The sequence below is a fragment of the Bacteroidota bacterium genome, from assembly GCA_016718825.1.
Classification (GTDB): Bacteria; Bacteroidota; Bacteroidia; order J057; family JADKCL01; genus JADKCL01.
This window is the reverse complement of the sequence record JADKCL010000024.1, coordinates 115,613-141,001: the sequence shown is the minus strand read 5'-3', so window position 1 is coordinate 141,001 and position 25,389 is coordinate 115,613. Positions and strand designations below refer to the sequence as shown.

General features: G+C 49.1%; 20 protein-coding genes and 1 CRISPR repeat array. Of the genes, 9 read left to right on the top strand and 11 right to left on the bottom strand.

Going from position 1 to position 25,389, the window contains the following annotated elements:
- The 4 genes from IPN95_21845 to IPN95_21830 all read left to right on the top strand — a co-directional run.
- Positions 1-207: LytTR family transcriptional regulator (locus tag IPN95_21845; GenBank protein MBK9452011.1), on the top strand; the 207-nt coding region annotated here is incomplete at its 5' end.
- A gap of 113 nt (positions 208-320) precedes the next feature.
- Positions 321-728: a hypothetical protein gene (locus tag IPN95_21840; protein MBK9452010.1), complete on the top strand. Its 408-nt coding sequence runs from the start codon at positions 321-323 to the stop codon at positions 726-728.
- A gap of 346 nt (positions 729-1,074) precedes the next feature.
- Entirely contained in the window at positions 1,075-1,515 is a 441-nt protein-coding gene (locus IPN95_21835; GenBank protein ID MBK9452009.1) for a hypothetical protein, read from the top strand.
- Between the two features lie 270 nt (positions 1,516-1,785).
- Entirely contained in the window at positions 1,786-2,232 is a 447-nt protein-coding gene (locus IPN95_21830) for a hypothetical protein (protein ID MBK9452008.1), read from the top strand.
- A 395-nt stretch (positions 2,233-2,627) separates the two neighbouring features.
- On the opposite strand, the gene IPN95_21825 is transcribed toward IPN95_21830, so the two are convergent.
- The 4 genes from IPN95_21825 to IPN95_21810 form a co-directional block, all read right to left on the bottom strand.
- Positions 2,628-3,851: a glycoside hydrolase family 88 protein gene (locus IPN95_21825; protein ID MBK9452007.1), complete on the bottom strand. Its 1,224-nt coding sequence runs from the start codon at positions 3,849-3,851 to the stop codon at positions 2,628-2,630.
- Between the two features lie 25 nt (positions 3,852-3,876).
- Positions 3,877-4,317: a DUF1801 domain-containing protein gene (locus IPN95_21820; protein MBK9452006.1), complete on the bottom strand. Its 441-nt coding sequence runs from the start codon at positions 4,315-4,317 to the stop codon at positions 3,877-3,879.
- 446 nt (positions 4,318-4,763) lie between these two features.
- Positions 4,764-5,564 carry a hypothetical protein gene (locus IPN95_21815; protein MBK9452005.1) on the bottom strand — a complete coding sequence of 267 codons (801 nt, stop codon included), beginning with the start codon at positions 5,562-5,564 and terminating at the stop codon, positions 4,764-4,766.
- 15 nt (positions 5,565-5,579) lie between these two features.
- Complete coding sequence (locus tag IPN95_21810) at positions 5,580-6,269, bottom strand: hypothetical protein (protein MBK9452004.1); 690 nt, start codon at positions 6,267-6,269, stop codon at positions 5,580-5,582.
- A 1,220-nt stretch (positions 6,270-7,489) separates the two neighbouring features.
- On the opposite strand from IPN95_21810, the gene IPN95_21805 reads away from it, so the two are divergent.
- Together IPN95_21805 and IPN95_21800 are read left to right on the top strand one after the other, a co-directional pair.
- On the top strand, positions 7,490-8,017 hold the full coding sequence (locus tag IPN95_21805; protein ID MBK9452003.1) for a hypothetical protein: 528 nt from the start codon (positions 7,490-7,492) through the stop codon (positions 8,015-8,017).
- A gap of 395 nt (positions 8,018-8,412) precedes the next feature.
- A CRISPR array of direct repeats spans positions 8,413-11,262; the repeat unit is 36 nt; unit sequence GTTGTGGTTTGATGACATTCGCTGATCTTTGAAATC.
- Between the two features lie 51 nt (positions 11,263-11,313).
- Entirely contained in the window at positions 11,314-11,547 is a 234-nt protein-coding gene (locus IPN95_21800) for a hypothetical protein (protein ID MBK9452002.1), read from the top strand.
- On the opposite strand, the gene IPN95_21795 is transcribed toward IPN95_21800, so the two are convergent.
- The gene (locus IPN95_21795) at positions 11,534-11,740 is read right to left on the bottom strand and encodes a hypothetical protein (GenBank protein MBK9452001.1); all 207 of its coding nucleotides are present in this window, start codon (positions 11,738-11,740) and stop codon (positions 11,534-11,536) included. The two genes, IPN95_21800 and IPN95_21795, sit on opposite strands and share 14 nt — an antisense overlap.
- 45 nt (positions 11,741-11,785) lie before the next feature.
- Between IPN95_21795 and IPN95_21790 the strand changes: the two genes are divergently transcribed.
- Complete coding sequence (locus IPN95_21790) at positions 11,786-11,983, top strand: hypothetical protein (GenBank protein ID MBK9452000.1); 198 nt, start codon at positions 11,786-11,788, stop codon at positions 11,981-11,983.
- A gap of 154 nt (positions 11,984-12,137) precedes the next feature.
- On the opposite strand, the gene IPN95_21785 is transcribed toward IPN95_21790, so the two are convergent.
- The 6 genes from IPN95_21785 to IPN95_21760 form a co-directional block, all read right to left on the bottom strand.
- Positions 12,138-13,379 carry a hypothetical protein gene (locus tag IPN95_21785; GenBank protein ID MBK9451999.1) on the bottom strand — a complete coding sequence of 414 codons (1,242 nt, stop codon included), beginning with the start codon at positions 13,377-13,379 and terminating at the stop codon, positions 12,138-12,140.
- A gap of 39 nt (positions 13,380-13,418) precedes the next feature.
- On the bottom strand, positions 13,419-15,878 hold the full coding sequence (locus IPN95_21780) for a hypothetical protein (protein ID MBK9451998.1): 2,460 nt from the start codon (positions 15,876-15,878) through the stop codon (positions 13,419-13,421).
- 347 nt (positions 15,879-16,225) lie between these two features.
- Entirely contained in the window at positions 16,226-18,430 is a 2,205-nt protein-coding gene (locus tag IPN95_21775; protein MBK9451997.1) for a hypothetical protein, read from the bottom strand.
- A gap of 414 nt (positions 18,431-18,844) precedes the next feature.
- Positions 18,845-19,447 carry a DUF3943 domain-containing protein gene (locus tag IPN95_21770; GenBank protein ID MBK9451996.1) on the bottom strand — a complete coding sequence of 201 codons (603 nt, stop codon included), beginning with the start codon at positions 19,445-19,447 and terminating at the stop codon, positions 18,845-18,847.
- A 157-nt stretch (positions 19,448-19,604) separates the two neighbouring features.
- Positions 19,605-21,359 (bottom strand): T9SS type A sorting domain-containing protein, encoded by a 1,755-nt coding sequence (locus IPN95_21765; GenBank protein ID MBK9451995.1) that lies wholly within the window; start codon positions 21,357-21,359, stop codon positions 19,605-19,607.
- Between the two features lie 360 nt (positions 21,360-21,719).
- A complete protein-coding gene (locus IPN95_21760) occupies positions 21,720-23,906 on the bottom strand; it encodes a hypothetical protein (GenBank protein ID MBK9451994.1) in 2,187 nt (728 codons plus the stop codon).
- Between the two features lie 328 nt (positions 23,907-24,234).
- Between IPN95_21760 and IPN95_21755 the strand changes: the two genes are divergently transcribed.
- On the top strand, positions 24,235-25,200 hold the full coding sequence (locus IPN95_21755; GenBank protein ID MBK9451993.1) for a hypothetical protein: 966 nt from the start codon (positions 24,235-24,237) through the stop codon (positions 25,198-25,200).
- Positions 25,187-25,384: a hypothetical protein gene (locus IPN95_21750; protein ID MBK9451992.1), complete on the top strand. Its 198-nt coding sequence runs from the start codon at positions 25,187-25,189 to the stop codon at positions 25,382-25,384. The genes IPN95_21755 and IPN95_21750 overlap by 14 nt, the downstream gene beginning before the upstream one ends.
- The last annotated feature ends 5 nt before the right edge of the window (positions 25,385-25,389 follow it).

Below are 25,389 nucleotides of genomic sequence, written 5' to 3'. Positions count from 1 at the left end.
CTCGTCGCAAGCAAAAACCTCAAGCATTTTGAGACCATGCTCGAAGGAAACGAAGACTTTTTGCGGGTGCACAAATCTTGGCTCATCAACAAGCGTCATATCCTGAATTATTCCAAATCCGAGATGCTCATTCAATTGAAAGGCGGACTCGTCGCCAAGCTTTCCAAATACCAGAAAGCAGACTTTGAAGCAGCCATTCGGGGCTAAAATTTCCGTTCGTAAAGCAAAAACGTCCGTTCTTATATCGCATTTGGAGCGGCATGCAAGGGCAGCCTAACATTGCAGCAGTTTCTGAAAAACAATTATAAAAACGATTCAATATGAGAACTGGAAAAATGTTTTTGGCTTTGATGATGGTGTGTTTATTTGCTGCAAAGGTGAATGCGCAAGAGGTTTCATTTTCCGATGTAGACATCGTAAACAATGGCGATGGCACGGCAACAGTGGCCATGCAAATCTCGGGCAATATGTCTGGAACCGTAGGTGACGTCACCTTTTCAGTGTCAGGCGATGCAGTCAAAGAAGGTAGCTACTTCGACTTTATTAATCCCAGCAATTTGCTCATGCCAAATCCGTTGATCATTGTCGATTTCCCCATCAATGAAACCAGCAACAATAGCGAAGAGGAATGGGTCGACGTCGAGATTACCTATGCTTTGGTAACTGGTGGCCCCAAAAAGTTGATCAAAAAGGCACGTATGCCAAAGGACGTTAATAAAGTTATGTAAGTACCGGCGACCTTGCGTGAAATAAAGTCTGTTGTTTCATTGAAGCGCTGAGATTGCGAATAGGAATGGTCATTCAGATTGGCATCAGTTGTTTTCAGCCGGTCAAACGATCGGATAAATTGATTACACCAATCAAACCAACTCTTGTCAAAATATTTGTAAAACGGAAGGCCTCGGTCTTCCGTTTTTAATTCCCGGAATTCTTGGGATATTCCATCCTTGATCGATGCTGTAATTTCCATTCGTAAAGCAAAACCGTCCGTTCTTATATCGCATTTGGAGCGACACACAACGGCAGCGTAGCATTGCAGCAGTTTCTAAAAAACAATTATTAAAACGACTTAATATGAGAACTGTAAAAATGTTTTTGGCTTTGATGATGGTGTGCTTTTTTGCAGCACAAGTGAATGCCCAAGGCAATTCGCAAAACGAAAATGGCAATGCCGTGCTTTCGCAGGTAAGCGTTGATGACAATGGTGATGGTACGGCCACCGTGGAGATGAAAATCTCTGGTAATTTGGCCGAAACCGTGGAAGTGATTCAGTTTTCCGTGAAAGGTGACGTAATCGTTGATGGCGCATTTTACGGGTATGTCGATCACAGCAAATTCTTGGCTCCCGATCCAACCTTTGTGACCATTGTGCCTATCAAAGCTTTGGTTACTGGCAATGGCAACCCCAATGAATTGGTCGAGGTTGAAGTTTCCTATGCTTATGGTCGCAAGCCACATTTGCGCAGCAAAAAAGATACCGTTATCAGGCATTTGAACCAGCAGATCAGGCAATAACCCTTCTTGGGAGAATTGAAGTGCACACCAGGACTGATGAAATTGTGCTACGATCGAAATCTACTTAATCAAAATGCTAATGAAAACGGAGGGCCTTGGTCCTCCGTTTTTAATTCCCGGGAAATCTTATTGTTTTCTATCCGTTATCGATGCTGGAATTCCCATTCGTAAAGCAAAACTGTCCGTTCTTATATCGCATTTGGATCGACTTACAATGGCAGCCTATCATTGCATCAGTATTAAAAAAAACAATTATAAAAACGATTCAATTTGAGAACTCTAAAAATGTTTTTGGCTTTGATGATGGTGTGCTTTTTTGTTGCACAAGTCAAGGCGCAAGGCAATTCGCAAAATCAAAATGGGAATGCTGTATTGTCCCAGGTGGATTTTTACGACAACGGTGATGGAACGGCAACCCTTAAGATGAAAATCTCTGGGAACTTGTCTGGAACCGTTGAGGTGGTTACGTTTTCAGTGAGTGGCGACGTGATCCCAGGCGGTACCTACAGCAGCTTTATCGATCAGAGCAGGTTGTTGATTCCAAATCCAACCTTTCTTGCCACGGTTCCAATTCAGGCAATTGCCAACACTGGACACGGCAATCAAGTTCAATTCGTGGATGTGGATGTCGCTTGGCAGGCTACCAATGGCCCACAGGTTCAGTATCGCAAACGATTGAGGGCTGTTCCTCACACGGAATCGTCGATTCAACCCTGATCAATAACATCTAAACCTACCGAGTCCTGGGCTACTGCCTCAGACAATTCTATCCCATTGATAACTCCAACTTTATCAACGTTGTAATGATACGGAAGGCCTCGGTCTTCCGTATCTTGTTTGGTGCGACCCATGAATGTACGCCCGTCAAACCAATAGCATGTGCCGCAACAAGTCCTTCGCGAAACGGTTGCTGCCTCGATCCTCATTTGCAGTTCCCCTGGCAGCAAGGCGCCTTTCAAATTGGGACCGATGCCAATTGGATTCGGGTGGTTACCGCCCCAATCTGATGCTCCCTTTCGTGCTTAACGCGTACAGTATTTGGTTTGGGTTCATTCAGGACAATACCTACTCATGTCCCTGAAAGCAGGACGATAGCGCTTTGACCGCAAATGTTATCTGCGCTCACAGCCCCGCCCCAACAACAAAAACATTCCTACCCCAAATGTCGTCTCATGCTCCGCCTTCCGCTTGAAATAATACGTCTGATCCCCGATGCAGGTGCCCTGACAGACATTCTGCGTCGTGAGCCAGCCTTTGCGGTTCACCTCCATGCTGTGCTTCCTTAACCCCGTGTAGGCCCGCTCCACCGAAGCCTGATACGGTTCCCCCTCCACAATACCGAGCCGCAGGGCGCCGGCAATGCCGTAGCCAAACATCGCAGTGCAGGAACTTTCGATGTAGTTGCCTTCCACGTGCGGGTAAACGGGTAGCTGAAACCAATGTCCTGTGGCGCTGTCTTGCAATTCGGGGAGATGAACGAGCATTTCCTTCAAATAGCCCGCAAATGTTGGCCAATGGGGATGGGTTTTGGGGATGGATGCGACCACTTGCGTGAGCGTCACGATGACCCAGCCGTTGCCGCGGCCCCAGATTTCGGTGCTGCGGTGGGCTGCGTTTTCGTCCCAATGTTGCTGACTGCAGAGCCGGCAATGGTCCTTGTCGTCGCCGTCCCAGCCGTGCACCCAAAGGCCGGCGCCCGGCGCATTGGAATCGGTGATTTGCAGCTTTTCGCGGTGGGTTTGGACTTGCAGGAGCAATTCGTCGAGGTATTTTTCATCTTCCGTGAGCAGGTACATTTCCAGCAAATAGGTGCCGACCATGAAGATCGTATCGTCCCACAATTCGGCGAAGCGGCGCAGATGCCAGATCGCACCATTGGGAAAACGCGGAATTTGAAGGTATTTTTGGTAGAGCTGCTCGGCAGCAGTACGGTATTTCGCTTCGCCCGTGACCCGCGCGAGCCAAGCCAATCCGGCACCGGAAGCGACGCTGTTGGGGTTGTGACCGACCCAAGCAGCATCCATGGACTTGTCGATGGCCGTGCGCACGTAGTTGAGGTAAAGCTCTGGATTCGGACCAATTTGCTGATCGTATTGGGCCGTCATCGCCCGCAGCAAGGCCGACTGTTGCCAGGTCCAGTTGTACTTTTTGGCGGGGAGGAAGGCGTTGCGGGCATAATCGTCCAGCGAATCGACCCACGTGGGGGATGAGCTCGGGAGTGAGAGAGTGAGTGGGAGAGCGAGAGCGAGTGGACCCGCCGGGGCCTGGGTCGCGGTCAACGGCTGCACCTGCGCCGAAACGACCTTGGCAAACAACAGGGCGACAACTAGCACCATCAGCCTGATGATGGCTTGAAATCTCTCAGGAAATTTTGTCTTGCTCAAATCCATCACGTATTGCGGCTTCTAGTACCTCCATGTTGATCACTTTGAGCGTTTTGAACTTGATACAATAGCCCGTCACGCTCGCTTTGCCGATGGCTGTACCATACTTTTCGGCCAAGTATTTTTTGTCTTCGATACCCAGGATATACACCGAAATTCCTGTGGTGTTTCCGCTGAGCCCGATTCGAAAGAAGTCCTTCGTTTTGCCATTTGCATACCGGATGGTCTGAAATCCATAGCCGATCGTGGGGTTGGCAACAACTTTCCCTGCTTCGTCCTTGCCATCGTCAAACCACAATTTGCATTCCGGGAAGATTTGCAGGATGCGCAGGTGCAAAGCCTCCAATTCACCGCGTTTCGGCTCCTGTTGGCCAGCGAAGTACTGTTGAATGTGTGCGACCCCGTCTGAAAGGAGCATAGTACTCAATGATGTTCAAGTAAACGGATTTCGTCGAATGCGTTCGGCGGGCAAAAAGTGTTTCTTTTCATTCTTGGATGAAGATAACCGATCCTCTGCTGGCATCCAAATCTGCTGCGCGGAATCGTCTCGAAAATTCAACCATGCTTTTCTCCAGATTTGTTTTGCAATCTTGGTGCCGGGGCAGGAAATGTGACGCTGCATTCCGAAGGTTGGGTTTTCATTTGAAGCCGTTGTGAATGCAATATGTTGGCGAATTTTCGTGGTGTGCGGATTTTTTTGCTGCGCGGCGCTTTGCAGGAGCTAAAGACTCTTGTCCATCTGGAAGGATTTGGATCTTGTTTTGGTGGGTGCAGAAAGTTGGCTTCGCCAGCGATTGCAGGATGGGAGCTGCTGAAGTGCGCTCAAAGTTCCTAGAGTATCGGGTTAGGCGCCTCAGAACCCAATTATCGTGGTAAAGCGTGAATTTCTCCAGTTCGATTATTCCTGAAATAATACTCAATTCGTCTCCATCGTGTGGATGTTTCATCGTATTTAAAGGTCTGGAACATAGTGCCCTCAACGGTACATGGAACATCGGTGGTGAAAATCCTGAGCGAATCAACGATTTTTTCGGGGAACCAAGTCACGTTGTCTGTCAAGTACCTATTCAATTTAAATCTGTGATGGGTGTCTTGGACATAAAATGAATAGTGAGGCCCATTGTCAGTACCTGAACTCGTGGGGGTTGCAAAATCTTCCAGACCGTCAAAATTTAGATCCGCAACGACAATCTCCCCACAATAATTATCGACGTCATCGAAATGCATATTTTTCCCAGTAATATAAGATCTGGAGGGTCTCAGCTGGGGAAGCCGAGCATTTGGATACGACGGCCCCATTTTTATATGAATAGGAATTTTCTGAATCAATGAATCGTTTTTGTTGAAAATTTTAATTAGTCTTGAAACACTATCATAATGGTATTGATTTTCGATTCCATGGTGTATGTCGATAATCTTGTAATTGTAAACATTCGACAAATCCTTAAAAAGCAGCACGACAGTGGAATCCTTTAACTTTTTCACATTCTGATTGGAATCGGTTTTTGTGATTTCAGGAATTCCAATTTTGATGCTGTCTTGATTGCTTTTTGAAACCACTTTTTGTTCAGAGCGTTTCCGGACAGCCCTTTTCTCATCTCGCCCACAGCTTGAGAACAAGATGATGCAGATGGAAACAAGTGGTACTAACAACAGCTTAATCATGTGTTCAATAGTGTGCTAGTTTTTTCCAGACCATTCGCTTGGATCTTGACTGTCAAAATTCAATGTCACCACCTTTGAATTCTGAATTGTCAAAATGGTCACGTATATGTGATTGGAAGTCCCATTATGAAACAGTCTTGTAAATTGATAATCGCTGATTCCATTCTTGTCAAAATCCACCAGTTCAATTTCAGGAGATGTGATTTTGAAATTGGCCTTTAAGTTTCCTATCGTCAGTTTCCCCTTGTGATAGTCGTACAAGGCAAAGAGGTTGAAATCAAATAGCTTGTCGGCAAATTTCTTCTTTTCATTGTCATAGAATAGAACTTGGCTATTAACTTTTCCCGGAGGATATGGATTTTTGAGTAAGACCAAAAAAATTGTCTGCGCGCTGTCCTGCAAGCGAATGGTGTTGATGTAGGCATTGTCATAGGTAGTGGAATTGTCGTAGAAGCCTATCTTGTCGGCATAGTCTTTAACGGTTTGCTTAATTCTTGAAACAATGTTTTTCTCAAGTTTTACGCCCTTTTTTGTAGTCTCGACATCTATTTGATTAATTCTCAACGGGAATTTTGCGTCAATCGCGGAAATGTTCAACTCTTTGGGAAGTTCTTCGTCAATGGCTGAGGTATCAAGGAGTATGACTTCATCGAATGTGGTTGCTTTTTGACTTTCCACGATTTTTGGTGTCCTCGGGAAATTCATTTTCTCCGTCCTTTTGTTGGAACAGCTTGTCAAGATGGTCAAGACGAATAGGATGATAGTTGCTTTCATTTCTGTCCCGCAAAGGTAGCGATTCAAATCCCAATTCTCCTTGAAAATGAGGAGGCAGCCCAAAACAGAAAGACTCCAAAAGAATGCCATCACCCCCCTCTAACCAATCGCCTCAACGTCCCAAGCGGCCTCACAGCTCGAAGAAATCCAGTAACTCCCGTCGAGGGATCTGCTTCCAGGAGCCTCCAAAGGTCATTGCCAAGTGTCATGATTGTTTAAAATCCAACGCCGCATTCGTCCATCGTATCAGGACATGGATGACGGTTAGGCTCCAATTGAAATCTTGACCGGCACTTTGCGGAAGATCACCATCTTTTGCGATGGACAATCGAACGTCCCAACCACGCGGAAACCCTTCCTCATTCCGATGGATGGCGTCTCGCAGTTATCCACACGACCACTCTAATTTTGAAAATTTGACCGATAGTTATCCACCAATGACCCTAAAGGTACATCGATGGACCCCAAAAGGTACATCCATGTACCCCTGATCGTACATCCATGTACTTTCATGGTCGACGGATGTACCGCAGAAGTCAATCCATTGACCCTGATGCGTAGATCGATCCATCCTCAAGGTCAATGGATGTACGTTGGAGGGTCAATCGATGGAGCCTGCAAATACATCGATCGACCCCAAAGGTCATCCCTTGTACGTTGAACGTCGATCCATGTACCCTAGAGGTAAAACGATGTACACTCACGGTGCAAAGATGTTTTTTGGTTTTCTAAGTAATCGAGGGCTGTCTACACGAAGGAAGAGATGGCTCTGCCCGTTTATCCGTCAAACTGCCCGTTCGTCCAATAGGGTGCGAGCGAGGGGCAAGGCGTGAAAAACGGTGTAGGGGTAACGCTTGTCGTTTCAAAGAAGGCGAAAATGGGCATTTAAGGCAAATTCCTGCCACACTCGCACCCCACACCTCGCCGCTAGGCGACTCCTGCCCGTTCGTTAACTCAAACGACCACTTCGTCCTTCCAGACGGCCCGTTTATACATTCTTGCTGCGCGGAGGTTTTACATGCTTTAGCTTTACAACATGCAATTGAGCGCTCAAAACAATTGCCGTTCTTTCAGGCCCACAACCAAGGGCAAAATTTCGAAACAAGCTGGACATCAAACGCCAGCATTTTAGAACCTAATTTCTACTAGTTATGGTACAAGAAATTGTAACTGGACTGGACCCTACGACGGTTGCTCGCATCAAGGGTCACATCAATGTTCTCAGAAGTGAGTTTACGTATTTCACGCAACTCACCAAGGAGCAGCGAATGGCAGCCAATGCAGTCGCTGAGGGCCGTTTGCCAATGGTGATCGCCGGGGCAGAGCACGGTGTAAACTATCAGCAGCAGCTTGGATTCCCGGTTGCCGAAAGTCAGCAGCTTGCCCGCATGGCCTATGACTTCAAAGTGTTGACGGAAATCAAGAAGATGCTCGATGTGTTCATGGAAGGTCTGAGCGATACCACCATGCAAATCGGCAGCAACTGCTACGACCAAGTTTTGATCGTGCGTGATCTTGCAGAAGTCGCCATTCGTCGCGGTGTTCCAGGGATGGAAACCGTATATGACGAATTGAGCTTGAACTTTGAACGCAGCCCAAAGCCAAAGGATCAAACCAACGGCAACGACAACAACGGCGGTGCAAACGGGCAGCCCATTCCAGGCAACGAGCAGGTCTGACAGCAGGCCTGCTTCCGAACCAACCTGACTTCGCCAACCCAATTTTCCCCCTTTCCGGGGCCTTGCCACGCAAATCCGGCGAATAAGGTAATCCACCTTTTACATATTACGACTGAACGAAGGCTCACGGAAGTGGGCCTTTGTGTTTGTACCGAGTTGGTGGTGCGGTGTTCTGCGTCGTCTGGCTTGTAAGGCTTCAGAGCACATGCTGCAAGGGTTGATAAGGCAACGTTTCACCATAGGAAGCACTCAAAACGTTCCTGAGATGCTTCCTCGTAACTTCCAGACCAATTGCACAAACTTGATCAGTCAGAAGAAATTTCTTAAGCGTTCCAAACACTATAGAACTCTCATCCAAGGCTGTGGGACTTACGACAGCTTTTTTGGTTGAGGGTTTTGTGGTTTGATGACATTCGTTGATCTTTGAAATCTACCTTTATCGTGTTACGCTACCCGTAACGTTGTGGTTTGATGACATTCGCTGATCTTTGAAATCGGCCGATTGTGCAATGAGCACAAGGGGATTGTTGTGGTTTGATGACATTCGCTGATCTTTGAAATCATGCGCAGCTTTTCACCTATCCGCAGCGCAGTTGTGGTTTGGTGACATTCGCTGATCTTTGAATTCTCTTTGGCGACTGCTCAGCTTGATATGGCAGTTGTGGTTTGATGACATTCGCTGATCTTTGAAATCTTTTCTTTGCATTGAACGTTTGTTCCACCGGTTGTAGTTTGATGACATTCGCTGATTTTTGAAATCATGCTCGTTGGCACCCTCCGAAGTCCAGGTTGTGGTTTGATGACATTCGCTGATCTTTGAAATCTGAACTGCAATTGTTCTATTTGCTGCCATTGTTGTGGTTTGATGACATTCGCTTATCCTTGAAATCCAGGTTCACTCATTTTCAACACTCCATTTGGTTGTGGTTTGATGACATTCGCCGATCTTTGAAATCGCATTTCATTATCAACTCTAACGATGAGGAGTTGTGGTTTGATGACATTCGCTGATCTTTGAAATCTTCCGGTGAGCTGTGGGATGAAGAGCTGGTTGTGGTTTGATGACATTAGCTGATCTTTGAAATCTGGGCACAAATTCAATCCTTATGGTAACCCGTTGTGGTTTGATGACATTCGCTGATCTTTGAAATCCGCTCAGTGACATTACCGACTATGCCAAGGGTTGTGGTTTGATGACATTCGCTGATCTTTGAAATCTGTAACTTGATAACGATGTAAAGATACGAGTTGTGGTTTGATGACATTCGCTGATCTTTGAAATGCAGAGCTTGTAGGGTGTTTAACTTTGGTGTTGCGGTTTGATGACATTCGCTGATCTTTGAAATCTCTGCCTGGGTGTGAACTTTGATGTTGTGGGTTTGATGACATTCACTGATCTTTGAAATCTCTGAAGAAGATAATCCGCATGCAGATAAAGTTGTGGTTTGATGACATTCGCTGATCTTTGAAATCAAATGTAATTGTTAATCGTTCTGATAACATGTTGTGGTTTGATTACATTCGTTGATCTTTGAAATCAACTTGGCCTGTGACGGATTGTCAGCCACTGTTGCGGTTTGATGACATTCGCTGATCTTTGAAATTTCGTAACTGATTACCGTACAAAGATAAGGGGTTGTGGTTTGATGACATTCGCTGATCTTTGAAATCATTCCCGTTGCGATCGTCGTACACGTCCACGTTGTGGTTTGATGACATTCGCTAATCTTTGAAATTTGGGAAAATGCGGCCATTCCGGCACTGCCGGTTGTGGTTTGATGATATTCGCTGATCTTTGAAATCACAAAAAAATAGCGCCGGCAATGTCCGGGTTGTGGTTTGATGACATTCGCTGATCTTTGAAATCAAGTGCTCATTCATCTACAATGCCTGCTACATTGTGGTTTGATGACATTCGCTGATCTTTGAAATGGAACGACTGCATCAGGCAAATGATTTGAAGGTTGTGGTTTGATGACATTGGCTGATCTTTAAAATCCGCAGGAACCGGGCACGGTGCGCCCTGGCAGTTGTGATTTGATGACATTCGCTGATCTTTGAAATCGACATTTTCGAAGGCATTCTGTGCATCCTTGTTGTGGTTTGATGACATTCGCTGATCTTTGAAATCCACTGCGACTGACGACGCAGTCCGTCAGCAGTTGTGGTTTGATGACATTCGCTGATCTTTGAAATCGTGATCGGGGTTCAGACCACCTGCGAGTAGGTTGTGGTTTGATGACATTCGCTGATCTTTGAAATCCCTAGGGAATAGAATTGCAGGCTCATAACGGTTGTGGTTTGATGACATTCGCTGAACTTTGCAATCGTTAGGGTGTTTGTTTGTGTTTTGCAACAAGTTGTGGTTTGATGACATTCGCTGATCTTTGAAATCTTGGCATTTTTAGCAGTTGCTGTTGCCATGTTGTGGTTTGATGACATTCGCTGAGCTTTGAAATCGGTGTTCAGTTCGGTTCGGCGGCGTTTACGGTTGTGGTTGGATGACATTCCCTGATCTTTGAAATTTTCGTCTGAGGGGGAAAAGAGGACCCGAGAGTTGTGGTTTGATGACATTCAATGATCTTTGAAATCATCCCATTGGAGGACGAATATCGATCATCGGTTGTGGTTTGATGACGTTCACTGATCTTTGAACTCGCCAGTACATTTTGATGGTGCGCGGCTCTGGTTGTGGTTTGATGACATTCGCTGGTCTTTGAAATCCACACTATCGCAACCCGGTATGCAACCCAGTTGTGGTTTGATTACATTCGCTGATCTTTGAAATCAGAGGTTCCAAGGATGCACCCGCAAGAGGTGTTGTGGTTTGATGACATTCGCTGATCTTTGAAATCAGTTAAAGCTTGTTACGCCTTAGCCGCGTGTTGTGGTTTGATGACATTCGCTGATCTATGAAATCGAGATTCCGTTGATGCCAAACAATGGCTTGATTGTAGTTTGATGACATTCGCCGCTCTTTGAAATCACTTCGCCTTAGCGGCTTTTGCTTCTTGTGGTTGTGGTTTGATGACATTCGCTAATCTTTGAAATCTCGCATCGTGTCGTGAGAAGAATGGGTGCCGTTGTGGTTTGATGACATTCGCTGATCTTTGCAATCAGTTTCCTATCCAGGTGCAACTGGTCGGCAGTTGTGGTTTGATGACATTCGCTGATCTTTGAAATCCTTACCACTTTGGGGGGTTATTCGCACACAGTTGTGGTTTGATGACATTCGCTGATCTTTGAAATCCTTCTTTGCACTTCTGACAAGGGGATCAAGGATATAGGCAGGAAATGTGCTTTTCGTCGCAAGAAATGATCACCAAACCCAACTTCGCCGCACGTACGAGCAGGGGAGTGGTGCAAATTACATCCCCGTGATCAACGACGAGGCAGGCAATATCTTCCAATGGACGCGTCAAAGTGCCCTTTTCCTTGAGATCAATCTGAAGCTGATCGTTTTTCAGGCTCAGACGGGCGGGATTGCCAAAGTGCAGGACGTTTTTGAGCGTAGCTTCATAGTTTGGTGATCAAACCGTCGTAGCTGAGGGTAAAGTCGATGCCTTCGATGAGGGCGTTAAAGTTGCTCGCTTTGAATTTCACGTATGGAAACTCATTGTATCGATCCAAAACATCACCTCCCTTCGGAGTTGTTAGTTTGCTCTCCTTAAAGTTTCCAGTTTTGTCAAGTAATCTTTCAGCCTCATTTGCCTTATTTACCACATCATTCATGAATTTTATTACCTCAGAAGTTGGACGAGCCTCAGTATGAAAATAAAGCTTGATTCCATCATCGTCGATCCCTTTGACGGTGTAAAGGCGTTGGTGAATGATGCTTTCGTTTTCCAGATTGAGGAGGGGGGGTCCCTCTGGGTGATTCTCGGCAGAAGAGAAGAATTTACTTTACCTTTTAAAGTATCCTTTTCCCGACGTTTCTTGCCTTCCGAGTGTACTCCTTTCCTTTGAAAATTTTGGTGCTCTCAAAAGTCCTTCGCTTTTTTGCGCAACGACATTGTAGTTCGATAGCAGCGAATATTCCCGCAGTTCCTTCTTTCCGTCAAAATTGGAATAGATTCCCATTGCGTAGTTTTCGTCGTTTTCGTAGTACATTCCATGCTTTTCAGGTCGATTGGGATTTTTGAAAAGCTTTTTGTACCTGCCTCACCATTGGCGGTTCCGATGCTCTGGTTGCCACACGCACCTTTTTCACCGGCAAGAAGAACCCATTCGCCTGCACCTCCTCCAAACTTGAAGCAGCGACCTCATTTAAAAAGTGCGCATTGAGGTCATTTTCCTTGAGGTTTTCCAGATCAGCTTCGGTCAAACCAAGGATTCGAGCCCGTTTACCATCCTTTAATCGAAGCTTGTACACAGGCAAAACACGTTGGTTGCCTCCAGCCTTGTACTCGTCTTTTCTAGCACTGATATAATCCACCATGAGAGGGAAGTGCGGCTTTGCGATTGCTTTCGTTGATTTGTCTACGACATCCTTTCGGGTCGCATAAATGCGCTCAAAGCCACCCTCGTCATTGCGTTTCCAAACCGTTTCCCCATCCTTCTGCTCCCACGACCGCACATTTCCAAGGGCCGTTTCCTTGTGCAAAGGTGCTTTGACACCTTGCCCTGTTTTATAATGTACATGCCCGTTCCGGTCGCGGTACTTGAATTTAGACTGCACATTCAAACGGTCACGGTAGACATGATAAACCAATGTCTGATCGCAAAGCTGTCTCACGTCCTCCACAAATGACGGCCAAGGCTTTTCCAATTTGGTTTTCTTCGTTTTACCTTGTTCTGCCTCACGGTACGCCGCGGCAAGTCGGTTGTACAGTCCGGGCTCAATGAAGGCATTGACAATTGCATCAATCAGGTGATGCGTATGGTTGGTGCGGTCCTTGGCCTCAAAATCCTTTTGCAATTCCCAAAGGTGACGCAGTTCGTCGGTGAGGCTGCCTTTTGTGCCGCGCACGATTTTGAATACCGTTTTCAGCCATCCGGTGGCGTATTTGGTGATCACCTGCGTGTCCACCAATTGCCGCCTCACGAAACTGGAGGAGATTTCTTCGAGTTCAAACCGCTCAATTTTGTTGCGCCAATAGTCGCGCTCGAATCGCAAGACCCAACGGTCTTTGACGTGTCTGTTGTACCCGTCGATGTCGCCTGCACCTTTGGCTCCACGAATGCCTTTCTTTTTGCCGTCGATCTGCTTTTGCAGGTATTCCAAGCGATCCCTCCATGGCTGTAGTCGCTGTTTGATGGTTTCGTAATCATTGACTACGCCGACTCCATGGCCGACTTCAAAAGGCGTTCGTTGTCCCTTGTCTTTGTTGGCAGTTGCTGTTGCCAAAGTCAGGTTTTGCATTGTACTATCGTTGCTGCGACTCAATGGAATCGTGTGTTCTCAGCTTGCACTGCAGTCCATTAAGGATATCGGTCGGCGATATCTGCTTGCCTGAGTAAATACAAATTCCTTTCTGTTCCTTCCAGAGCTGGAAATTGCGACAATGGTATCAGACTTTCTACCGCCTAGCTCCTTGCCAAGCAATTGTTTATCGAGAAATGCGCGCTGTTGGTCGCCCTCGGTGATTTGAATTTGTTCCAACCAAAGGCGGGTGCGCAACACCAAATCCTCTGAAGGATTGGCAATCTGCATCTGCTCTGCGAGGAATTTTCGAATGTTTTGCCGCTCAGTGTCTTGGATCTTTTGCCATTCCAAAATCCCAGCACGTTTGTTGGATTCATTCAATTCCCTCGCCATCTCGACCACTACGGTGTCATGCTGATCGATGATGCGCTCACGCAGCAGGTAGTTGACAAGCTTTTTGGTTTCGTGGAGACAACGCATTGCTGCTGGATTCTGAATAGCACCGGTATAGGGTGTGTCCAGTTGCAAGACAAAGTTTTCGGGGTCAACTCCGGGTTCCACCAAAACCTTTGCTGGCTTCCATTTTGAAATCGCGGAATGGTGGTAGAGGCCCTGCAACCGCTTTTCGATTGCAGCCTGATCCAAGGAAAGATGATTGCGCAGCTCCGTTTCAACGCGGTCGGCAACGAAATCTTGGAAGTTCGGAATCTTGCGGAAAACGGCAGCATTCAAATCTTTGCCAGCCTCAGCGAGCATATTGGCGATGATGTGAGCCTCGCTTTCCGGGAAATCTTTGCTCAAGGCTTTTTGTTCTTTCCAGCCTGTTGGTCCCAAGTGAAACTTTAATCGATCCTGAATCGCTTTTCGTTCCATTACAACGGCATCGTTGCGCAAAGCTTCAAGTCCTTCGTTGTAAATCCGATTGCGAGATGATTCCAAGGTTATCGTTTCAGCTCGGTCGGCAAGGGCTTGGGTGAGTTCATCGCCGAGTTCCGACCAAAGCCCATCCCCAAGCACACGCTTCATCCCTGCGAGCGGCACAGCCACGTGATACGGATGCCCGTCACGCATGAAAGGCAAAATTCTGTTGATCGCATTGAGAGACATGGAGGCATAGCCCGCGGGCATTGATTCCACATAATCCTCCAATAACTCAATGGCTTCTCCATCCAATCCCAGCTTGTTGGCGTAGTCCTTGACTGGATTCTCTATGGTGAATTTTTCTGGTCTCTCCGCCGCCTCGCGCAGGAAGTGCCACAACTCAACATAGCCGATTTTAGCGACCTTTCCTTGGCGTTGGCCACTTTCAACGGTTCGGAAGAGCTTATGATGGCGCCAATCGTTTCCCAGCACTTGGTACATTAAGTGAGAAGTAGGGCAAGAGGGCACAAGCACTTTTTCATGATAGGTAACTGCGACATCGCGTTCCATCATTTTGGACAACCATTGCTGTAGCTCCTTTTGCGTCACCTTCCCGGCCTTCTCCGCAACAATTTTGGCAACAACTTGATCAACGATGGAGAGTGGAAGCTCTTCTTTGCTTTTCCCCTTCGAATCCTTGGTGTTGGCTTGCGTTCCATTCGATCCCAAATTGATTCGCACATTTTGAAGAAATTGGACAAGCCTGAACAACTCAAAGTCTGGATGGCTCAGTGGAATTCTGGTTTTGTCCTTTTCAAACGTGCAGCCTCCAACCTTGTCCTTTTGACTTTTGAGTGGGCGCACATGAAACAATGCACGGTCAAGTCCTTCTTTGAGGTGGGAAAGTACCGAAGGATACCGAATGCAGATCGTTTGCAATTCATCTTCAAACATTTCCCGTGCAAGAAATCGCCCACGAATTCTTTGCTCAAAGGGATTCAGGGTCGCGAAATGCTCCGACATCGTTTTGTCGCCCATTTCTGCTTTGAGGGCTTGGATCCCTAAATTGACTTTGCCGGTATCCGATGCTGCACGATTGTCTTTGGCATTGCTGAGAAATCCCCTTCTTTGCGCGAAATTGTAAACAATTCGGCCGAGCAACTGTGCTTCTGAAAAGCCGAACTGGGTGTAGTGATTCAACTTTCCGTTAATCGCTGCGGCACGCACCTGATAAATATTGGCAAATGCAGTAGCGCGCAGCGGCCCATTCGCAGGAATCAACCTCAGCCACTTGTGAAACAATTCATTGATAGGATACATGGCTTGCTCACCGCGGGCAGGTTTGATCCAAGCCCGAAGCTCCTCGATCGATAATGGGACCAACCCGTTTTCAATCAATACTTTGAGTGTCGCATATTTGCGAAGTTTCCGCCGGTAGTATCCTCTACGAATCAGTCTTTTTTTGCGACGTTCGGAAGCCAGGGAGAATTGATTGCCTTTTACAGAGCCATAGCCCTCTGGAAAAATGACAACGCCGCTTTCAATGATGTCTTCAATGGAAGGAGAATGAGACTTTTCGCGTACTGCCCAACCGATTGAGGCTGTTCCAAGGTCAAGTGAAAGGATTCTATTCATGGTGAATTTAAAATTTGATTCACCTGCAATTTAACAATGTTTTGGATTCTCGAAAGTCTTTGTTACCTTCGCATTGTCATCTTATCACAACAAGGTCCTAGTGACCGCAGTTATGAAACTGGTGTGCCTGCTCCCCGAGTGGGCCTTTTTTTTGCCTATCATCCTACCATCGATGGCCACGAATGGTCCATCAACCTTCTGACCAAAGGAATGCAAGACGAATTGACCATCATCGAATTACATTCCGTAAATGTATCGCATGTCAAAATTATGGTGGTGACAATCGCAGATCGTTATTTTGCCAATCATCGATATTATGTTACTCGATCTGAAGTTTCGGCATTCAATCACCCCCCTCTAACCAATCCCCTCAACCTTCCAACCGGCCTTACAGCCCCGAGCAATCCCGTAACCCCCGTCGTGGTATCCGCACCACGGATGTTGCCAGGGTGGGCGAGGTGGTAGCTCGCAGTGGCACGGTTTCCTTCGCGAATGGTGCGCGAAAGCACGCGCAGGCGGGCGATTTGTGGAGCTGCATCCCGAAAGAGTACGCGGTAACTGCGAATGGCTGGTATCCGGCGAGTGGGGCCACCTAGGGTTTGTTGCAGGGTGGTGAGCGTGGACACGATCCCTACAGCGCCTCGGGCGAAGGCTGAAGCTGCATTCGTTGCGCGGTCATACTGTCCCAAATCCATGCCGTGCGCCGCCAATACACGTTCAAATGCTGCACCGCGGCTCAAGGGTTCCCCACCTGCTTCGGTGGGCTGCATGGCCGCTTGGATCTCGGCTGCCAATCCTTCGCCACCTGCAAAGGAGGTCGCGAGTCTTTCCCCTTCCAATGCTTGTACCGAACTTGCCTGTACTTCGTCATATTGGCTTTGGAGCATTGTAAAGAGCGCGGCAATTTCCGTGAGGCGTGCATGCCCGGTAAAGTCATCGGCGAGTAACAACATCGCATCAAGCGTGGGTGAAAGCTCCGTGATTTTTGCGCGCGCTATGGCATTGTTCGTGCCGATACTTGCGAGGCGGGCGGGCGCTGTACGTGCATACCGCTCAGCGACGCCGTCTTCCGTGGAAGCGGTATTGGCAGTCAATATTGCGGCATTCGTCGCCATCGGTTTCAGGCGCTGAATGAGGCGAACCAAAATTTCAAGGTAGTTGAAGTCAATGGTATCGCCCGTTCTTGGTTCCAAGTAAGGACGGATCACCGAGATTTGGTGGGCGCTCATGCGGGGAGCCAAAATACCCATGTAGCCATTGATTTCCGCGATGAGGTCAGCATAAAGTCCCTGCACGTTGATGCTTTCGCTACCGCGCGCTGCTTGCATCAACAGCGTTTCGTTACGACCGCGCACACTCATGTCGCGTCGTGGACGCCTGCCACGTGGCGGAGCTTCCGTCACCTCCGCCTCGGGCGAAGGCGGATCCATCAGCAGGATTTCCTCGATCGTACTTGCGGCATGGGCTTCGTCATTGATGTGAATCCAATTGATGATCGGGCTGATGCAACGGTAGGGCGTCTCGGTAAAATAAAATCTGTCTCCGACCTCAATTTCGTGTCTCCTGCCACCCTCAGCAGGATGTCCTTGGCTGTAAGCGACTCCCTTCCGGCACATTCCGCCTTGTGGACCTGCTACCAAGTCAGTGGTCCAATGCGAGAAGATAATACTATGCGCTCCAAGTCCGGATCCATTTCCGTTGTAGATCCAAAGCCAATCACCTGCCTTCATGTCATCAAACTGTCCGGACGGAATGCCTCTGAGCCTGGCAAAACGCCGCAAGCGTTCGGCATCGCCACTTGCACGTGCCGCAGCAATGGCAGTCGCATGGCCCGTTCCTTCTTGAACTTCGCCGATATCGTCTTGTTGCCCAGCCGGTAACGCATCGAGTTCCACACGGCTACCCATTTCGCCAGTTACCGTACCGGTCCCGAATACGACATGGCCGCTGTGATCAAAATTGCCCATGACCCCACTTGCCGAGGGACCAACTTCGCGTGTGGTGCCCGCATAAGCATAAACAAGCGTGGCCCAGTGCCCGCACATGCGCGCATGCAAATCCTCCACCATGCTTCCGTGGCGTATGTGGCCTTGGTCTAGGATATGAGAGGCCAATAGGATGCGCTCGCGGGCATCCGTCTCACAATGTTCTCCGGTGTTCCACAATCCGTCGGGGATGAATTGTGTGCGGCAAAAATCAAGGAGCAGGCGAACCTCACGCGGCGAGAACTTCGTGCGCAGCTTTGCGAGGCTCACACGTTCGCCGCCTTCGTGCTCGTCGGGCCCGAGAATTTGGAGCACAGGCGCAAATTCACGGTTGAATTCGCGGTAAAATTCGTCCCACACAGCGGGTGCAAGTGGTTCGGAGGCAGCTTCGGTTTCGCCGGCTGTCAACTGTGCGACACCGGCGCCGCCTTCAGCAGGAGGAGAGGCTGCAGCGCTTGCGGTCAATGAAAAGGCTGGAGGAGCCAAGCTGCGTCCTTCGGATTCGCCGCCCTCGCCATTTTCCATCGTTGTGAGTGGCGTGCGGGTAATTTCTGATCTTTCACTCATGGCAATTGACAATTTTTGATTCGAAGGCGCGGTACAAACCTTGCCAAACTTGGAACGATAGGGTAACGACGACAAGTTAGAATATCTATTGCATTCGCCAAAGTGTGTTCATGGCATTTTTGAGAGAAATCGGATCCGTGCGCATCCATGCTTCCGTCAACGAGGGGGGGGCATCTTTGCTGTACAATGACCGGCGTTTCTCCTACCGTAGCCGTCATTGACCAAGCTCGCTTTCACGCCGGCTACCAAAAAGCGGCATGCATCTGCGGCGGCTATGCGCTTCGGTGCGGAAATCCATCACACGTAAAGTGCACTTTTTCAATCGATAAACTTCTTGGAAGTCTCAAATTCCATGCCTGAGTGCCATTCCCAAGGGCGTTCAGGATGCTCAACCGCGATCCTACCCACGGATTCTCATTTCAGTCCGTTGTTGATGCAATAGGCGGGATTGGAGACGATCACGAAGATCTTTTCGATGGTGGTGAAGCCATTGCGTTTCATGCGCAGGGTGGCGCGGTGGATGGCTTCCCCCAGCAGGGAACCCAAATTGGAAGTAATGATCAAGTCCTGAATGCTCGGGCGTTCCACCCAGGATTCGATCATGAATTCCCAAATCAAACTCTGGCCGGTGGCAAACAGGTAGGAGGGTAGCGGTTTTGCACCTTGGCTGCGCATGGTGTTGTACATGAAGGCTCCCGAGTAAGGATGGGCAGCATAATTGAATACCCAGGAATCGTGGTCAAAGACGGGCGGTTTCGTCCAGGCCTCCTTGAAGGTGTACCTTGCGGAATCAAGCGACCAATTCGTAAAATCGCGTGGCAGCACGAACAAAAGCCCCGTGGTGGCGCCCTGCGCACCCAATCCAATCAGCTCCGCGCGCAGCAATTTCCGACCCAACGGCGCTTCCTGATGCCGCAGTCGAACGATGGAAACCGTATCCACAGCCTGGGCATAGGAGCCAAAATGCTGCATCAGAAGCAACACGAAAAGCGGAAGGATCAAAAAATACCGGCGCATAGCCAGCAAATATCTCAAAAAATCAGAAAATGGTGTGACCCGATGGGGCAAGGAAGCGCATTCAAACGCGTATGTCCGCCATGTCGGCAATGCCACTTTTAATGATTATCGCCCAAGCAACGATCATTTCCAATTCCCAACTGCAACCTGCCTTACCTCAGCGGCTGCTTCCAGCTTTGACCATTTTAAAGCAATCGCGCTGGGAGGAACCCGAAAGCACTTCCACGGTGTAGAAGCCCGCCTGCAGGTCGGTCGTATTGATGCTGCCCTGCATATCTGGAATTGCTGTGGCGATCAATTTGCCTTGTGCATCGTAGATGTTGACGCGCAACGGATTCTGATTCGCATCCTGAGCCACCCACAATTGCGTTTGGAACGGATTCGGATACAATTGAAACGAAGAACCCAATGGGCGCTCGTTGACTGCTGTAATGCCTCCGAAGCCATATTTCGCAATGTAGAGGTCGTTGTCAAATTCGTAGAAGCCGCCATTGACATCGGTTTGAAGGAAGGTGCTGCCGCCCGTAGGATCAAAATCCAGACGCTTGTTGAATTTGCCAGCCGTCACGAATTGATCCGTTCCCAGCATGCCAAAACCCACCGTCGTGAGTCCGCTGCTCGCTGCATTGGTATCGATCGAAAAAGCCGCGAGGTAATTGCCTGCATCTGAATATTTACCGAAACCGATGCCCGGACTTGCCACCGCGCCGACCTCCAGGATGGTATTGCTGCCCGACGGATCCACATCCCAATAGCCCCAACCTTCGAAGCCGGCGTAGAGCGTGTTGTTTTGAAGCGCGATCTGTGTCACGGCAACTTGGGCTGACTCCGTCGGGATGCCGCCGTTGTTGTTTCCGATTTTCTTGACCCAGTTGAGGGCTCCCGCCGAATTCCACTGCAACAAAAATCCACTCGGCGCCTGCGATGCCGGATCGGAAATCAAGACATGCGTTCCCGGATTTGCGATGTCAAAGTCCGTGGTCCAGGTGAATTCGCCGCCCGCATAAACATTGCCCGCGGCATCGACCGCCAAGCCACGCAGTTTGTCCCAACCCGTCGGTGTATTGTCGTCTCCAAACTGCCGAAACCACTGCAATTGAAAGCTGGAATTGTATTTCACGCAATAAGCATCATAAGCACTTGTTGCTACATTGTTGGCTGTGCCTGCGCCGAGGTCGAAGTCGGCAATGCCGTCGAGGCTCCCGCCGAGATAGACGTTGTTGCTCGCATCCGAAGTAAGCGCATACACATAACCGTATCCCGCAGGGGCGGGCACGGAGATGCTGAAGGCATTGGTAAGGCTGCCGGTCGCGCTGAATTCCAGGATAAATACGCCCTTGAGCAGCGTCACTGTGCTGCTGTTGCTGAGTGTCACCGTGGCATCGACATCGGAGCGGCCGGCCACGATGATGCGGCCATCGGCCAAAACTTCAATTTCGGAGGCTGTGCCTTCGGCCGAGGCCGCTGCAGCCCAGGCAAATGTCCCGTCGGCATTGAATTTCTGAAGGTAGCTGTCAAAACCGGTGGCCGTGAGCGGGAAGCTGCCGCCTGCCGGATCAAAGTCTTGCGTGCCCGAGAATCCGCCGCAGACATAGACATCTCCATTCGCCGCCAATTGGACGCCAAACGTGCTCCCGACAGCGGGTTGTATCCATTGGATGGCAGCATTGGCATTGTAGCAGGCGATAAAATTGCCGCTCGAATTGTACATCGGACTGCCGCCAATCGGATCCATGCTGATGCCCGAATTGCCGTTGCCGATGATGGCAAACCGGTCGGTTCCGTTGGCCGCGACATCGGTCATTGCTTCCATGACCGCTTGATTTTGAAAGCTGTAAGCCCATTGGAGGGCTTGGGAAAATCCAGAGAGGGTGATCCCCACAAACAATGCTGTCAATAGATGTTTCTTCATTGGATGATTTCGTTAAAAGCCTTTACAAAAAAACACAGGTATACGGTTTGGCCAAATTCGCAAACCATCTTCACTTTCGCTAGTGGGATGATCAGAATTATGGCGGTTGGGTGCTTTTCTGGGCTAGGGTGGATAAGCCATGGCGGTAACAAGGAGGCAGTTTCACCCGCATCGTCCAAAAATATGGAAGTGAGGAATCGTCGTCAAAGACGGGCGTTTTCGTCCAGGCCTCCTTGAAGGTGTACCTTGCGGAATCAAGCGCATTCAAACGCCAAGTTCCGCCATGTCGGCAATGCCACTTTTAATGAGCATCGCCCAAGCAACGATCATTTCCAATTCCCAACTGCTACCTGCTAACTTCTAATTGCAAACTACCTTCACCCACTTACGCACCTCCCTTTTTCCATTCGCCAGGATCTCAATCACGTAAAAACCCGAGGGCAATGCATCAAATGGCGACAACGAAACCTGATTTTTTCCGGGCGAAAGGCGCGTCGTGAAGGCCGAAGATGTTCCGTCCAATGCGATCGCCTTGATTTCACATTCGACGCCTCTTGCCACAGCTACTTCCAATTGGGCGCCGGCCGTAGATGGATTCGGGAAGATTTTTACGGAATGGAAAACGTTCGCTGCCAGGCCGTCTTCGCTGGACATCGCATGATCCTCCACGGTAATGACAACTTTCCGAATGTTTTCCGGATAGACGGTGACCATTGGGAGCACAACAACAGAATCGGGAAATACCATTACCCATCCGCTTTGTAGCAGGCTGTCTGTACCATATTCCTTCACGGTCCAATCCAACTGTGTTCCGGAAGCACGCTTGAATTGTTGCGGTTTGCGGATCGATAACTCTGACGTCAGTTCCGGAAGCGGGCAATTGTCATCGATGAAAACGGCATTCGACTCCAACCAAGCTGTCACTGACCAAGTGCTCGGAATGTCGGTGATGCTGTCCCATTGCCAACGGTGCCATCCACCCCAAGTGCCCCAATCGTCGCCATCGCCTGCGGGAAACGTGCCGGGCGTACCATCGCCGGGATCATTGTTGAGCGGGTCGTACCGATGGTTGAAGAATGCCGGAAAAGACCGGTCGGACCGGAAGGTTTCTTCGACGGCAACATTGTCCATGGCGGTTTGCGTCGTCGGAAAATTTCCGTGATGCCAATGGTCAGAGTAGGCAGGACCCGTGTCAATCCCGTGTGCGCGTTCGCTCCAATTCAGTTGTGCCCCAAAACCCAAGGAGTCGGCTTCCTTGAATTGTTGAACGATCAAAGCATCCCATTTCATTGTTCCATCGAGGTCATTTTTGCTGTTGAATATCCGGATCAAGGGGAAATCACGGGCCGCGGCATTGCGGTGCGTAATATCAAACACAGTCCCGAGCAAAACGGTGGCTCCACTCCGGTCGCGCAATGGCGTTGGCGCCATCGGCGGATTGATACCATACAAAACAGCGGCTCCGGTATCCGCGACAATGCCCTCAAAACCATTGTTAAAGGCTGTCAGCGTAGCATAATGTTCCGGATAAGACTTCGCCATGGCCGTCGAACCATAAGCACCCATGCTGTGGCCATTGATGTTGATATTCGCAGGATCCACATTCCAATTCTCAATCAGCCACTGATCAATCCAATGGTACCGTCGCTGTGTATAATTTACCACTGTATCGTTGGTCAAACCATAATTGTTGGTGTCAAACGGATTCCAAGTGGTGCGCCATCCAAAGTGCGTAGAAACATGTTCCGTAGAAGGTGGATTCGCGCCGCGGTAGCCAAAAAGATCGTCGTTGTGCGCGACCAAGATGCCTTTGTTGGGGAGAATGCCTACAATGGGCCGCGAACCGGCAATCGATTGATGGGCTGTACCGCCACCGCCATGCAGCCAAACGGTTTCGGGAATCGCGACCGTGGTATCCAAACTCGGGGGCGCGCTCACCAAAAACATGCTGGGCATCCCATTTTTGTAGTCGTTGGCCATTACGGGAAAATCCGGTCGGCCTTCCCATTGATTTTGCCGACCATCCGCCCACATATAATAGGCATGGCAGGTATAAGCCGGCGCAAAAGGAGAGGCAAACGAACCTTGGTGGTGACATTGCACGGGGTCGCCGATCGGATCGTATTGGAATGTGACCGCCGTGGCCGTGCGGTTGACGCCGGCCACAGCTGCCGTATCGCCCCATTTCACAACGGCAAAATACAGCTGCCCCTGCTGATGCGGCGTAAAGACAAACACGCCTTCATTGCTCAGCAACTGATAGGTACTGCCCGAGTCATTGGGAATGCGGTAGGTGGCATTGGGCGCGATTTGTTCCCGACCTGCGAATGGGAGCCATTCCTCCTCAAACAGCCTGCCCGTGAGCGCGGCAGCGTTCGTGCTCGTAAACGGGCTTGGACTGGAATAGATGGCGTAAGTCTCCGGTGTCGGCGGGACATCTTCCCATACGATCCACACTTGACCTTTGGCGTACCAGCCGCGCACATTTGTTTGAGCCATGCCCGTGAGGCATAAGCAGATCAGAAGGAAGGTGTAAAAGATTCTCATTTTTTATCTCAATAATGGGTTCCCTTCGAAGAAGAAACAGATTTGCCGCAGTATCAAAAGGCCATCTCAGCATTGTGCCCAATTCAGTCCCGCGTTCCGGCACATCTACGAGGGGGCAACAGCGTAAGCCTTTTCAGCCAACTGTTAACCGCAAGAATAACCGAGGGATTTTGATACAGTTGCACGCAGTACCAATTTAGGCAGAATTTTTCTTGCATTGTATTGATTTAAAACGAGTCATGGCTGAAATTCCGTTTCCAACCACACCAAGCATATTTGCTTATCCAATCTTAGCCAGCTATCTTCATCCATCAAACTAATTTGAAACATGAAATCATTCGTTTTTGCCGTCGTCGTTATTCTGACTTGCATCGGGAGCGCAACTGCGCAATCGTCGGCACCAAAGTCCGGTGTGAAGGTTGAACGTACCTACAACAATGGGAAAGTCTCTGCAGTTCGGCATTTTGATCGGGAGGGGAGGTTGATCTTCTGGAAATACAATGGAATATTCGAAGCATTGTGCATCACAACGGTTCGGTACAGCGGCGATTCAATTTGCAGGCTGGAGTGTACCGTGCAGGCTGGCACTTTACAAGTAATCGAAAAGTATGAAACACCCGAAGCCCGAACGCAACGAGCAGCCACCTACAAAGGAGTTGTAACGTCCATCCTTCCAGATTATGCAGACCTGAACAACGGCTGTTCCGTCAACGGGTTCCCAAAAACGCGTGAAGCTTGGCATGAGCATGCACCCTTGATGGCTAGATTGGCAGGTCCCACCTTCCTGATGATGGAAGAGAATTTAGCACCCAACGGGGATGTCCTGGAAATGAATGAATTTGACGAAACCGGAATGAATGTCGGCGGAACCAAGTACAAATACGATGCGTCTGGCTGTTTGCAGGAAACCATCCGAACGATTCGGGGCGTTGCAGGTGAGACGAGGACAAAGTATGCTTATGACAAGGAGAATCATCTGATTCAAAAGCTCGTTCTTTCTTTCGGGCGAGGAAAAATCGATACGACCGAAATTGAGGCTTGGACCTATCAAGGCTCCCAAATGGCCACGCGCGAACTTCGAATGGGTTCTCAGCGGGAATCGGAGGAATTTAGCTACGACACGGACGGGAAATTGACAGAAAGTATCCTCACTTCACATCATACCCCAAATTCCACCCACTGTCGTTTACGCTATGATGCGCAAGAACAACTGCTCACCCAGGAACTGAAAACCGGAGAATCAGGTTTATGGAAGACTACAAATACATTGAGAAGGGAATTTGAATATTGGTGAAGCCCGGCAAGGCAGTTTTCACATCTACGAACTCGCCGATAAAAAGGAGGCCCGCGAGGCTGTATCGTTCAATACCATTGGAACCAGCATGGCGGCAGCGAAAGTGGGCCGCGCGGCCGATGCGGAGGGTGGTTGGGAAGCGCTCATGGGTTTGAGGATCAAACCTTGCGTAACCAACATCTGATGTGG